Source organism: Pseudomonas sp. v388, assembly GCF_003935425.1.
Taxonomy (GTDB): domain Bacteria; phylum Pseudomonadota; class Gammaproteobacteria; order Pseudomonadales; family Pseudomonadaceae; genus Aquipseudomonas.
On record NZ_RHQN01000007.1, the window covers coordinates 39,958 to 53,318 of the forward strand.

The 13,361-nt window shown below is 65.2% G+C and carries 9 protein-coding genes and 2 pseudogenes; all 11 read right to left on the minus strand.

Features of this window, described 5'->3' with window-relative positions; all coding sequences use genetic code 11:
* Positions 1 to 67: 67 nt before the first annotated feature.
* A complete protein-coding gene (locus tag EGJ27_RS17165) occupies positions 68 to 3,712 on the minus strand; it encodes an AAA family ATPase (protein WP_125831935.1) in 3,645 nt (1,214 codons plus the stop codon).
* Complete coding sequence (locus EGJ27_RS17170; RefSeq protein ID WP_125831936.1) at positions 3,709 to 4,953, minus strand: exonuclease SbcCD subunit D C-terminal domain-containing protein; 1,245 nt, start codon at positions 4,951 to 4,953, stop codon at positions 3,709 to 3,711. Before EGJ27_RS17170 ends, EGJ27_RS17165 begins: the two co-directional genes overlap by 4 nt.
* A 114-nt stretch (positions 4,954 to 5,067) precedes the next feature.
* The gene (locus EGJ27_RS17175; protein ID WP_125831937.1) at positions 5,068 to 6,720 is read right to left on the minus strand and encodes a BatD family protein; all 1,653 of its coding nucleotides are present in this window, start codon (positions 6,718 to 6,720) and stop codon (positions 5,068 to 5,070) included.
* A pseudogene (locus tag EGJ27_RS25340) lies at positions 6,717 to 6,944 on the minus strand (hypothetical protein); the annotation flags it as partial. The pseudogene EGJ27_RS25340 and the gene EGJ27_RS17175, both read right to left, overlap by 4 nt.
* 146 nt (positions 6,945 to 7,090) lie before the next feature.
* Positions 7,091 to 8,441 (minus strand): annotated as a pseudogene (locus tag EGJ27_RS17180) (VWA domain-containing protein); the annotation flags it as partial.
* The gene (locus EGJ27_RS17185; RefSeq protein ID WP_125831939.1) at positions 8,438 to 9,496 is read right to left on the minus strand and encodes a VWA domain-containing protein; all 1,059 of its coding nucleotides are present in this window, start codon (positions 9,494 to 9,496) and stop codon (positions 8,438 to 8,440) included. The pseudogene EGJ27_RS17180 and the gene EGJ27_RS17185, both read right to left, overlap by 4 nt.
* Positions 9,489 to 9,986 (minus strand): DUF4381 domain-containing protein, encoded by a 498-nt coding sequence (locus EGJ27_RS17190; protein ID WP_125831940.1) that lies wholly within the window; start codon positions 9,984 to 9,986, stop codon positions 9,489 to 9,491. The genes EGJ27_RS17185 and EGJ27_RS17190 overlap by 8 nt, the downstream gene beginning before the upstream one ends.
* The gene (locus tag EGJ27_RS17195) at positions 9,983 to 10,927 is read right to left on the minus strand and encodes a DUF58 domain-containing protein (protein WP_125831941.1); all 945 of its coding nucleotides are present in this window, start codon (positions 10,925 to 10,927) and stop codon (positions 9,983 to 9,985) included. The genes EGJ27_RS17190 and EGJ27_RS17195 overlap by 4 nt, the downstream gene beginning before the upstream one ends.
* Positions 10,928 to 10,931: 4 nt before the next feature.
* Positions 10,932 to 11,891 (minus strand): MoxR family ATPase, encoded by a 960-nt coding sequence (locus EGJ27_RS17200; RefSeq protein ID WP_125831942.1) that lies wholly within the window; start codon positions 11,889 to 11,891, stop codon positions 10,932 to 10,934.
* A gap of 234 nt (positions 11,892 to 12,125) precedes the next feature.
* The gene (locus EGJ27_RS17205; RefSeq protein ID WP_125831943.1) at positions 12,126 to 12,872 is read right to left on the minus strand and encodes an amidohydrolase; all 747 of its coding nucleotides are present in this window, start codon (positions 12,870 to 12,872) and stop codon (positions 12,126 to 12,128) included.
* Positions 12,873 to 12,913: 41 nt separating this feature from the next.
* Positions 12,914 to 13,270: a hypothetical protein gene (locus EGJ27_RS17210; protein WP_125831944.1), complete on the minus strand. Its 357-nt coding sequence runs from the start codon at positions 13,268 to 13,270 to the stop codon at positions 12,914 to 12,916.
* Positions 13,271 to 13,361: the final 91 nt, after the last annotated feature.

The window sequence follows — 13,361 nt, forward strand, 5'->3', positions numbered from 1 at the left end:
AGCGGACTTGTCCGCGACGGGCCATTGACCGTCACCGCCGCTGCCACAGGCCGCGCCCGTATGAACGCTACCCCTCGACTTCGATCGTGCTCAACCCGTTGCCCTGGCGCCGGACCCTGATCTGCACCGGGATTCGTTCGTGCATTTCCTGGACGTGGGAGATGACGCCCACCTTGCGACCCTGCGCCTGCAAGCCATCCAGCGCGTCCATGGCCAGTTGCAGGGACTCGGGGTCCAGGCTGCCGAAGCCTTCGTCGATGAACAGCGACTCGATGCGCAAGGTGCTGGATGCCATCGATGCCAGGCCCAAGGCCAGGGCCAGCGACACCAGAAAGGTCTCGCCGCCGGACAGTGAATGCACCGAACGCAGTTCGTCGCCCATTTCCGTGTCCAGCACCAACAGACCGAGCATGCTGCCGCCGCGCTTGAGGCGATAGCGGCGCACCAGTTGCCTAAGCTGCGCGTTGGCATGGTGGACCAGCAAGTCCAGGTTGTAGGCCTGGGCGATCTTGCGGAACTTGTCGCCTTCGGCCGAGCCGATCAGGGTGGCCAGCCTGGCCCAGCGCTGATAGTCGGCAGTAGCCTGGGCGATGCGCCCCTGCAACTCGCTGCTGGCCTCGTGCCGACGTTGATCTTCGCTCTGGCGGGCGCGCAGGTCGGCGCATTGCTGTTCGCTGGCGGCACACCGTTGCTCACCGTCGGCCAAGGCTTCACTGAGTTGCGTTTGATCCACAGCATCGCGGTGCTGAGCCTGGTGCTGTTGCAGTCGCTGCTGGCGTTCCTGCAGCAAAACCCTGGCCTGTTCCACGGCTTTCTCGCTGGCGTGCAGCTGCTGACGCAGTTGCTCGATACGCGCGTCGTCGTAAGTCAGCAGGGTGTCCAGCGCGGCATCGTCCAGTTCGCGGTGGCTGCTGCGCCATTCACTGATCTGGCCGTCGAGTTCGTCCAGTTCCAGTTGCCGGGCCTGCTCTTCTTGCCGGGCCGCCTTGAGTTCTGCGGCGAGCTGGATCAGCTTGGCCTGAACGTCCTGCAACGTCTTGCCGGCGGCGGCTTCCCCGTGGCGGGCCTGCTCAACGGCCTGTTCCAGCGCCTGCTGCCACTGCTGGGCATCGGCGTGCGTGCCCAACAGCTCGCCCAATGCCGATTGGCTGGCTTGTCGTTGTTCGGCTAGCGTCGTGACCTGCTGCTGCAACTGGGCCTGGCTTTTCAGAAGGCTGTTGAGTTCGGCCTGCTGCTGCACAATCCTGGGCTGCCGCTCGCGGTGTTCCTGCTGCTCGTCGGCCTGCTGTTGGAGCTGGTCCAGCCGCTGGCTCACCCGTTGTTCCAGTTGCATCAGCGCCGCCGCGCCGTCGTTGCGCAAACCTTCGAGCACCTCAAGGGTGACCAACGGCGCAAACGCGGCCAGTTCTTCGTCGACGCGGGCACGGTCGGCGGCCAGTTGCTTGAGTTGATCAGCCACATGCAGGGTCGCCGTCTGGCTGGCCTGCTGCGCTGTCTGGACCTGCTGTTGCAGGCGCGCAGCGTCTTTTTGCAGGCGCAGCAAGGCTTCCTGACGCTGTTCGTCGCGACTGATGACTTCGATCAACTGGCTCGAATGCTGCTGCAACCAGCCCTGGCGCTGGGCCGGATCGCGGTCCATCAACTGGGCGGCGAGGGGATGGGCTTGCAGGTCCGGAGTCAGCGCCTGATGCTGTCGGCTGAGCTGCTCCTGCTGGCGCAACAGCTCTTTCTGACGGGCGATGACGCCGCCGACTTGTTCGCGCAGCTGCGTGTAGTGCTCCTTGAGCACTTCCACTGCTTTCGACGCACCGGCCTGCTCGTCCTCGTCGTGGCGAGTCAGGTTTACCAGCAGCGCTTCGGGCTTGTGCCAGGGATGGTCGGCGCTGCCGCAGACCGGGCAGGGCTGATCGTCCTGCAACTGGCTGCGCAGCTCTTCGACACTGGCGCTGCGCACCAGGCGCTGGCGTTCCAGCAATTGCTGGATGACGGCCAGGGTCTGTTCAGCGACTTTAAGCTCGTCACGGACCCGGATGCCTTCGCCATTGAGGCGTTCGCGTTCCTGCCGGGCGTTTTCCTGCTCCAGGCCGAGGGCTTGCAACTGGCGGTCGACGTCTTCCCAGCTGGCCCAAAGTCGGGCGAGGTCTTCGTAGGCGCGATGCCGCTTGCGGTTGTCCTGCAACAGGCTGCCGAGGATCTGCAGCTGTTCGGTTACGGCTTCGACTTCGCAATCCGCTTCGCGATACAGCAGCTCCAGCGCACTGCGCTGCTCGGCCAGTTCCCGGTCGGCGGCCGCGGCGCGCTGTTCCAGCGCCGGCAACTCCTGCTGCCCCAGCTTGAGGCGATTGGTGGTCAGGGTCAGGGTTTTGAGGCGGTCACGCCAGGCACTCCAGCCCTGGGCCAGTGGCGCAAGGTCTTCGCTTTGGGCCAGTTGCCGGGTGATGCGTTCCAGGCGTTGCTCGACCTGATGCTGCTGGTCCAGCAACGTCTGCACGCGGGTCTGGCCTTCACGGCTGTGCTGCTCGGCCTGACCGTGCAGCTCGGTTTGCCGGGCCAGCTCCTGTGCCAGCCGGTTCAGGGTGCTCTGGGCGTCGAACGCCTGCTGCAACAGCGGCCGGGCTTCTGTCTGCTGGCGCTGGGCATCGAGCAGGGCGGTCTGGGCGTTGCTGCGCTCGGCTTCCAGACGTTGCCGTTCGGCGTCGAGGCGGATGTGCTGTTGCTGATGCGCCTGAATCTGTTTGGCCAACGGCGTCAACTGCGCCAGCAACGTCAGCCGGCGGGCGAAGCGATGGCGATGCGGGCCGAGTCGTTCCAGCTGGCCGAGGGTCTGGCGTTCGGTCGTGAGGTTGTCCCAGTCCTGCTGGGCAGCGCCCAGGCTGTCTGCGGCACTGAGTTGCTCATCGTGCAAGCGGTTCAGTTCGGTCAGCCATTGCTGGCGCAGCTCCAGCTGGCGCTGCTGCGCCTGATGCAGTCTGAGTTGTTGCTGGGCCGCGTCCATTGCTGCATCCAGCTCGGCGCGTCGCTCAGGCTCCAGCGGCATCAGATTGCCAGCCTGATCCTTGAGGGTCTTGAGCGCTTCTTCGGCTTCCTTGCTCTTGCTGTAGGCCCGTCGCCCCAACTGGCTGTAGATCGCGGTGTTGGTGAGTTTTTCCAGCAGCTCGCTGCGTTCCTTGTCGTCGGCCTTGAGGAAGGCGCTGAACTCGCTCTGGGCCAGCATCACCGCTCGGGTGAACTGTTCGAAATTCAGGCCCAGCCGCGCCTCGATCAGTTGCTCGAATTCGCGTTTGCTCTGGTTGCTCAGGATCTGCTCGCTGTCCAGATCGGTCAGCGTCTGGCGACTGGCCTGGAGTTTTTTGGCGGCGTTGTCCCGGGCGCGGTTGGTTTCCCAGCGAGCGCGATAGCGGCGCTGGTCGATGCCGACGAAATCCACCTCGGCATAGCCGCTGCCGGTACCACGCCGCAGCAGGGTGCGCGGGTCGCTGGTGGTGATGTCGCCGTCGACGTCCGGCACCTTGGACTGACCGATATTGCTCAGGCGCGGGATGGCGCCGAACAGCGCCAGACACAACGCATCAAGCAAGGTGCTCTTGCCGGCGCCGGTGGGGCCGGTGATGGCGAACAGACCGGCGCTGGCCAGGGGTTCGGCGGTGAAATCCAGTTCGAATGGGCCGGCCAGGGATGCCAGGTTCTTCAGGCGAATGGCAAGAATCTTCATGGCTGCTCGGTCTCCTGCTGGACGTCACGCAACAATTCGGCGAAGTCGCTCAGGGTCTGTTCATCCACCTCGCTGCCGTAGTTGTCCAGCCAGGCACGGCTGAACAGTTCCTGGGGGCTGAGCTGGTCGAGTTCGATCAGCGCCTGTTCGCCGTCTTCGCCGTCCGCGCCCCCTTTGCCGGCGTATTCGGCGCCGATGCGCACCAGACGCACCGCCTTGCCTTGCAACGCGGTTTCGATCTGATTGCGCAGGTCCGGTTGCGGCTCGTCCAGCCGCACGCGCACTTCCAGCCAGGGCTGGCGCTCGGGGTCGGCCAGCAGGTCCACGTCCGGCAGGTCCTTGAGTTGCAGCAACAGTTCGGCCAACGGCGCAGGGCCGAGGCGTTGCAGGTTGACCGCGCGGGGTATCAGGCAGGTGTCGACACTGGTCAGCTGTTCGCCGTCGCAGTTGATTTCCAGAATCTGGTGTTGATAGCCGATTTCCGAGAAGGACAGCGGGATCGGCGAACCACTGTAGCGGATGCGTTCTTCGCCGTTGACCCGCTGCGGTTTGTGCAAGTGACCGAGGGCGACGTAGGTGATGCTCGGGCCGAACAGGCTGGCGGGCAGTGCTTCGGCGTTGCCGATGATCAGACTGCGTTCGGAGTCTTCCGAGACCGAACCGCCGGCCATGTGCGCATGGCTGACGGCGATCAGGGCCTGTCCCGGCTCGCGCTTGAGATTCGCGGCGTCGATGAGCATTTCATGAACCCGGCCGATACCGCGCAGGTAATCGTCGCCCAGTGCCGCGCCGGTGACCTCGGCAGGGCGCAGGAACGGCAGCGCCAGGCACCAGGCGCGAATCTCACCTTGGGCATCGGGCAGCGGCAACAGCAGGCGGTCGACGTTCAGGGTTCCGTCATCCAGCCACAGCACACGCCCCAGCGCGTGGGTGCGCAGGCGACGCATCAGCGGGGCGGGCAATTCGATTCGTGATCCGGAGTCGTGGTTGCCGGCAATCATCACGATGGTCAGCGACGGCTGCTGCTCATGGGCGTTGACGATGAAGTCGTAGAGCCGCTCCTGGGCTTTGACCGGCGGGTTGACCGTGTCGAAGATATCGCCGGCGATGAGCAGCGCATCGGGTTGCCGCTCCGCGAGGCGGGCCAGCAGCCAGGTCAGGAAGCAGGCATGCTCGAAATCCCGCTCCTGACCGTGGAGGTTCTGACCCAGATGCCAGTCGGAGGTGTGAAACAGACGCATTGGATTACCTTGATAAGAATTAGCCGTTGGAGCGATATCTCTGTGGGGACGACTGTCTTTGGTGTCTGACAGTTAGCCATCGCCAGCAAGCTGGCTCCTATAGGCGAAGAAGCCTCACTTCGGATACAACGGCGGCAGGCCGGCGTCGCCGGTCTGGTCTTGAATACGTTCGGCGGCGGGCAGGGTGCGGATCGCGCGCCACAGGTCTTCGCCCAGCCAGAGCTGGCCGGTTTCGCTGTACAGCGCTCCATTCAGGCCGTCCAGCGCATCGGACAGCGGTACGAAACGCGCGGCCATGTCGGCCAGGGTTTCAGGTTGCTGGCGCGCCCAGGCGTCCAGCGCCTGGCGGGTGGCCTGCGGATCGTTGGCCAGGCTCGCACGCTTGAGATCGTCCAGCACCGTGCGCGGGCTGGGCCCGGCCTGCACCGTTTTCGCCACCGCCGGTTGACCACGGGCGCGCCACCACAGGATCGTGACGACCAGGGTGGTGAAGGCGAAGAACAGCGTGCTCATCTGCCACGGCCAGACCGGTGGGCCTATGACTGTCAGTCCGTTCTCGCCATCGACCGGGGTGTCCACCGCCAGCCCCGGATTGCCGCTGACCTGCAGGGTTCGCGCGGCAAGGCTGGTGTGCTCCAGATGGTCTTCGCGGGTGTTCCACCAGGTCACGTCCACGGCAGGCAACTCGATGGCGCCGGCCCGATTGGGCACCAGTGCCTCGCGTTCCTCGCGGGTGCCGATCAGGCCGCGCTCGCTGGTCAGGTTGTTCAGTTGCGGCTGGTCCGGATAGCGGCGCAGGCCGACCACGTCGGTGGCCGGCAAAGGCGGCAGTTGCGACCCGGCCTGGCCTTCGGCCTTGAGCACCAGCGTGCGGGTCAGGGAATCGCCAACCTGGCTGTTGCCCGGTTCCGGACTCCAGCTTTCTTCCAGGGTCAGGCTACTGGCCGGCAACCAGGGCACGTTGGCGGGGTAATCCGCCGGCTTGGGCTTGACCGTCAGCGGCACCTGCGCGGAGTTGACCCGCACCAGCCTGCCCGGTTGCGGCCCGAACGGGTTGGCATTCTGTTGCGGGTTTTCGCCGGGCGTCTGGACCAGCGTCGCGGTGAACACCTGCGCCGGGATCACCAGCACACCGCTCTGCTGTGGGTAAATGGCGTAGCGCATTTCGATCACGCCGTGGCGCACACCGTTGATCAGCTTTTCATAAGTGCGCGAATCGCCGAGTTTTTCGATCCGCGCCTCCGGTATCTGCAACGGCGACATGCTGCTGTCGTCGAACAGCGACACCGAGTGATAGATGCGCAGGGTCAGCACCGCCTGCGCCTGCACGTAGGTGGACTCGTGATCCAGGGTCGCCTCGATGAACACCGGCGCCAGTTCGGTGCCGGCCTCCTGGCTGCCGCCCTGGACCACTTGCAGGGTGACCGGCTGGCTCTTGAGTTCGCCCAGCTGCAACGCGGGAATCACCACGCTGCCGGTCTTGCGCGGCAGCAGGGTGATGATCCAGCGGGTAGTGGCCTCGGTGGCACCGTCCAGCGTGGTCAGCCGGTTGAGCTGGCGCGAGTCGCGGACCTCGAAATCAGCCTCCAGGGCGCTGAGGTCGGGTTTGCCGAACTGGGTAAAGTCGCTGGTTTCCAGAGTCAGCTCGACGGTCTCGCCGGCGATCAGGCGCGTGCGATCGACGCTGGCGCTCAGATCGGCCGCCTGGCTCGTCAGGGTGAGCAGCGCCAGCAGCAGACCGCTCATGAAGGTGTACACGCGACTCATCGGGTCTTTTCCTGATGTTGCTGTTCATAGCGGAATTTACGCCGCAGCAGTTCACCCGGATCGTCCGGGATCTTCCTCAGCCATTGCTCCAGTTCCTGGCGCCGCTCGCCGGTCAGTTGGCTGTCGGCGGGCCGGATCGGCGGGCGAGTGGTCAGCTCGTCGTCCAGGGACGAGCCGCTGGCGGCCTGACCGGTGGAATCGGGTGGCGGGCTTTCGCTGGCGCTTTGCTCGCCCGGCTCGGAGGCCTGTTCATCGCCCTCGGATGAAGAGTGTGCCTGACTCTGCTGCGACTCACCGGACTCACCGCCTTCATCCGCGGCGTCGTCAGTTGCCGGCTCGGGCTCCTGGTCTTCCTCGTCGCGCGTCTGTTCACGCAGGCTCTGGACCAGTTCGCGATTGTACTGTGCCGCGGGGAAATCCGGCTGGCGTTCCAGCGCCTGATCGAAGGCATCCAGCGCCGCGTCCAGTTCGCCGCCACGGGCCAGGGCGGTGGCGCGATTGTAATGGTCGGCGGCGCTGTCGCCTTCGGCGAAGCGTTGGGCGGCGCCGGCGTAGTCGCCGGCTTCAAAGAGTGCGATGCCTTTCCAGCGCGGATCTTCGAAACGCTGTGCCGCTTCGGCCGGACGGCGTTGCTCCAGCAGGCGCTGGCCTTGCTGATCGGGGCGCAGCCACAGGTCCTGTAGCTCGAACGCCTGGCTGGGTTGCGGAACCATGAACAGCAGCGGCAGGCAGAACAGCCATCCACGACGGCCCGCGCAGGCGGCAAGCAGCAACAACGGCAGGAGCAGCCAGTGGCCCTGATCGGCCCAGGTATCCAGTTGCACGACTTGGCCGTCGTTGCGCACCTGCGGCGGGCGCGCCAGCAGGCCGAGGCTGCGCAGGTCATCGTCGTCGGCACTGGCCTGGCGATACGCGGCGCCGATCTGCTCGGCAAAGTCATTGAGGCTGGCGCTGTCCAGACGCGGCACCAGAATCGCGCCCTGGTCGTCCTTGAGCAGGCTGCCGTCTTCTCGGGTCACCGGCGCGCCTTCGGCGGTGCCGATGCCCAGAATCCGCAATGGCGGTGTGTCGCCCCGCAACAACTGGCGGATGCCCTGGCGTTCCTGCTCGTTGAGCGCCGAGCCGATCAACAGGATTCGGCCCTGGCCGAGGTCGGCCTGCCGGAGCAGGTCCAGCGCCTTGCCGACCGCCAGATCGGCACGCTGCCCGGCCTGCGGCATGATCGACGGCTTGATGGCCTCCAGCAGGTTATGACTGGTGACCAGGTCGTCGGACAGCGGCACCAGCGTATGGGCGCTGCCGGCGTAGACAATGATCGCGGTTTGCGAGTCGCTGCGCAGACGCAGCAGGTCCACAAGCTTGCGCCGCGCCTGTTCCAGCCTGGTGGGCGGCGTGTCGGTCGCCAGCATCTGCGGCGTCAGTTCCAGCAGCACCACCAGCGGATCGACCGGTTTCTGGCTCACTTGCTCGACCCGCTGCCAGCTGGGGCCGAGCAATGCCAGCAGGGCCAGCGCCCAGGCCAGGCCCAGCGCGATCCAGGGCAATTTGCCGTTGCTGCCCTTGCCGCCGTCGAGCAGCACCGAATGGAAGGCGGGCGGCAGGATCAACTGCCAGCGGCCGGTGCGTCTCTGCCGATGCCAAAGGCGCCAGAGCAGCAGCGCCAGCAGTGGCACGATCAGCAGCCACCAGGGGCGGAACCAGTGCGGCCAGAGCGCGATCATTTCGGCCTCCGCAGGCGTTCCAGCGACGCACGCCAGGGCAGCGCGCGCATGCGGGCGAGCAGGCGTTGCGTGGCATGGTTGGGCCACAGATCGCGCAGTACCAGCATCAGGCTCAGCAACAAGGCCGCCGACAGCGGCGCATGGTAAAGCGCAATTGCCGGGCGGGCCTGGGTCGGCTGTTGCGCCACCGGCTCCAGGGCATCGAGGGTCTTGCGGATCTGCTCCAGCTGATCGCCATCGCGCGCGCGGAAATAGCGGCCTGCGCTCAGTTCGGCGATCTGCTTGAGTGTCGGTTCGTCCAGATCCAGGCTGGGATTGAGGCCGAGCAAGGCTTGCAGGCCACTGTCCGCCGGGTCGGCGCCAATGCCGATGGGGTAGATGCGCACGCCTTCCTCGGCGGCCAGCCGGGCGGCGGTAATCGGATCGATCTGCCCGCCGTTGTTGGCGCCGTCGGTGACCAGTACCAGCACCCGGCTGTGGGCCGGCCGCAGACGCAGGCGTTTGAGGGCCAGCCCGATGGCATCGCCGATGGCGGAGTTCTTGCCGGCAATGCCGATCCGCGCTTCATCCAGCCACACCCGCACGGTGCGCCGATCGAATGTCAACGGAGCCTGGACGAATGCCTGGCTGCCGAACAGGATCAGCCCGACGCGATCACCCTCGCGGCCTTCCAGAAAATCCCCCAGCAGGTGCTGGACCAGCACCAGTCGGCTGACCTCATCGTTCTTCCACTGCATGTCCGGGTAGTCCATGGAACCGGAGACGTCCACGGCCACCAGCAAATCGCGGCCGCTGGCGGCGACCGGCAACGGCTCACCGAGCCATTGCGGGCGGGCGGCGGCGAACAGCAGCAACAGCCAGATCAGCAGCAACGGTGCGCGCTGGCGCCAGGCCGGCAAATGCCCTCTGGCCCGACGCCCGCTCAGCCCTTCGAGCTCATTGAGGAAACTGACCTTGAGCGCGGCTTCGCCCGTGTCGGCGGCAGGCAGCACCAGGCGCATGATCCACGGCAGCGGCAGCAGCGCGAACACCCAGGGCCAGACGAATTCAAACATGCTTGCGAATCCAGGTGTCGACCGCCTGGGTCAGGCCGGTGATCGCCTTGTCGTCCAGCTTGCATTCGGGTTTGTAGGCGCCTTCGACGAGGATCATCCAGCGGGTCAGGCCGGCGGCCGGACAGCGGTTGTCGAGAAATGCCAGCCACTTGCGGCCGTTGAGCGTATGGCTCTGGCTGTGGGGATAATGGTTGCGGCACAGGCGCTTGAGCAACCCATTGATCTGTTGCAGCCAGGCCCCGGCTGGCGCACCGTCGTAGGGCTTGGGCAGGCTGGCGAGTTCGGCCAGGGCCGCGACGCGTACCGGGTCCAGAGGTTGTTCGTCGCGGCGCTGCCGGACCTTGACCACCGGCAGCGCACCGCGGAACCGCCAGATGGCCCAGGCCAGCAGCGGGATCAGCAACAACAGCAACCACCAGCCCGGCGCGAGCGGCCACCATTGCACCGGCGCGGGTCTGATCAGCGGTTGCAATTGATCGAGCGGGTTCATTTGGGTTTTACCGGGCGCTGGGCATTAAGGTAGTCACGCAACTGCTCGACCAGGCCTTGCTGGGTATCAAGTGGCATCAACAGCACCCGCAGCTTTTGCGCCAGCAACTCCCAGCGTGCGCTGCGCGCTTCGCCCTGGGCGCGGTACTGGCGGCGCAGCTCGGGGTCCAGGGTGTCTAGCTCCAGTTCTGCGCCGCGCTCGGCGAACCGCAGCAGGCCGGCGGCGGGCAGGGCGCGGTCCAGCGGATCGGACAACGGCAGCAGCAACAGGTCGCAGTGCTTGGAGAGCAGGGCCAGCTGCTGCTCGGCCCCGTCGCTCAATGCTCGCTCGTCGCACAACACGATCACCAGGCTGCCGGGGCGCAGCACTTCCCGGGCACGCCGCAGTGCGGTGCCGAACGCGTCACGTTCGGCCGGAATTTCCGTGTTCAGCGACTGGTTGACCCGCACCAGCCGGTTGAGCAGTTGCAGCAGGCTTTGTTTACTGCGTCGCGGTTTGATCTCGTAATGCTCGTTGTCGCCGAATACCAGACCGCCGACCCGGTCGTTATGCTCCAGTGCCGCCCAGCCGATCAGTGCCGCGGCCTGGGCAGCGAGCACCGACTTGAACGTCTGGCCGGAGCCGAAGAACAAGCGGCGGCTCTGCTCCACCAGGATGAAGATCGGCCGTTCGCGTTCTTCATGGAACAGCTTGGTGTGCGGTTCCTGGGTGCGCGCGGTCACCCGCCAATCGATGCTGCGCACGTCGTCGCCGGCCTGATAGACCCGCACCTGATCGAAATCCACGCCGCGGCCGCGCAGTTTGGAGTGGTGCAGGCCGATCAGGGAACTGCGCCGGCCGGGCGACGAGAACAGCTGCACTTCGCGGACGCGATGGCGCATCTCGATCAGCTCGGTGAGGCTGACCCGAATGCCTGGCTGTGAGATCAGGTAGGGTTGCATGGCGTCAGGCGACGGCGACGACGTCGAGGATGCGCTGGATGACACGGTCCTGGTCGACGCCGGCCGCCTCGGCCTCGAACGACAGGATGATCCGGTGCCGCAGGACGTCGAACAGCACCGCCTGGATATCTTCCGGGCTGACGAAATCGCGCCCCGCCAGCCAGGCGTGGGCCCGGGCGCAGCGGTCCAGGGATATGGAGCCCCGTGGGCTGGCGCCGTAACCGATCCATTCGGCCAGCTCGGGATCGAACTTGGCCGGCGTGCGGGTGGCCATGACCAGCTGCACCAGGTATTCCTCCACCGCGTCGGCCATGTACAGGCCGAGGATTTCCTTGCGTGCGGCGAAGATCGCCTGCTGGCTGACGCGGCGCTCCGGCTTGGTTTCGCCGTTGAGGGCTTCGCCTCGGGCTTGCTGGAGGATCTTGCGTTCGACGGCGGCGTCCGGGAAACCGATCTTGACGTGCATCAGGAACCGGTCCAGCTGCGCTTCGGGCAGCGGATACGTACCTTCCTGCTCGATCGGATTCTGGGTCGCCATGACCAGAAACAGCGGTGAAAGGTCGTAGGTGCTGCGCCCGACACTCACCTGGCGCTCGGCCATGGCTTCGAGCAAGGCCGACTGAACCTTGGCCGGGGCACGGTTGATTTCGTCGGCTAAAACCAGGTTGTGGAAAATCGGACCTTGCTGGAACACGAAGCTGCCGGTTTCCGGACGATAGATTTCAGTACCGGTGATGTCGGCGGGCAGCAGGTCGGGCGTGAACTGGATGCGGTGGAACTGCGCCTCGATGCCTTCGGCCAGTTCCTTGATGGCCTTGGTCTTGGCCAGCCCCGGAGCGCCTTCGACCAGCATGTGGCCGTCGGCGAGCAGCGCGATCAGCAAGCGATCGATCAGTTTTTCCTGGCCGAGGATTTGCGTTGAAAGAAATGTTCGCAGCGCGATCAACGCTTCACGATGTTCCATCGGTAACGGTTCCTGGCAAGGTAATCAGCTGTGTCAGATGACAGTCAGGCTGGGGGCGATACTTTAATCCATCCCGGTACGATCGACTAACGACTACGGGCTTTTTTGTGGGATTTCAGGACCTGTACCGCTGTTTTTTAAGAATTGTCTGACAAGCTTTGTAGATCGCCTGTAGGAAGTCTCGCCCGGCGCCGTCATCGCAGGCGATGTTCGGCACCGCATGCGCATGGCGATCTACAGTCGGTAGAACTTTGCCGCGTTGTCCCACAGGGCACGTTTCGCACCCGTTTCACCCAGGGCCTCGATGAGCAGAACGATATCCTGAGGCCGGAAGGGGCGAGGCGCGCGGGTCGAAGGCAGGTCGGTGCCAAACATCAGCGCAGCGGGATTGGCCGCTTGAATGTTGCGCAACGTCTCGGCAATGGGGAAGTCCACCCGGCCAAAGCCGCAGGCCTTGATCCGCGCACCGTGCTCGGCAAGACGCAGCAGGGCAGGCAGGCCCTCGGCGCTCAGGCCCAAATGGTCGATGCTGATGGCCGGCAGGTCACGCAGGCGCTGTTCGATATCCGTCAGCTCCCGTGAGTCGACATACAGCTCCGAATGCCAGCCGACCCGTTCGTGCACGCGTCGGGCCAGGGTTTCCAGCTGATCCAGCTGTTCGGAGCCGCCGCGCCGGAGGTTGAAGCGCAGTGCCCTGACGCCGAAACCATTGAGGGTGTCGAGTTCGGCATCGGTAACGGTGGCGGGCAGCTGGGTCACGCCGACGAAGCCCGGCCCCAGCTGGCGCAGCGCGTTGAGCAGGTAGCCCTGGTCGAACCCCTGAAACGAGCCGGACACCACCGCGCCGCCGACGATGCCCAGCGGGGTGACTTGTGCGAGGTAGTCGACCACCGGTAACGGCTCGGGCAGGTAGCCGTCGTTGGCCTTGAGCGGAAAGCGCGGGTCGATGATGTGGCAATGCGCATCGAAGATGGAAATCATGGGAGCCTCCTGGGTGCGAGCGCTCAGTCTATACGCGCGGCTCAGTTGATCTCACAGACATATGTACCGACATTGTCGAGAATGATCCGCAGCGTTTCCTGGAGTTCAGCCCACTCGCCCGGATCGGTGCCATGCACAATCTCGTACCGGGTATCGCCACCCAGGGCTTCTGCATCTTCGGCCGAGATTTCCACCACCAGTTGCGTGGCGCTCAAGGTCACCTTCAGGCTCGTGACATACACCGTGTCGTCGCACACCGTGATCTCGACTTCGTCTTCATCCGGAAAACGCGCCAGGGAAAACAGCTCGTGATTCTCGTCATGGCAGCACAGCAACGCCATGTCGTCGTTCTCGTCGTCGCAAGGATTGGCGAGCAGAAGCGCGGTCTTGATTTGCATGGTGAGATTTCCTGGGCGGTAGGCAGGCTGGGATTCTGCCACCGTCCGGTTTTTTTTGTCGGAGATTGGCACCATCGTCCCGCTGCGCCTG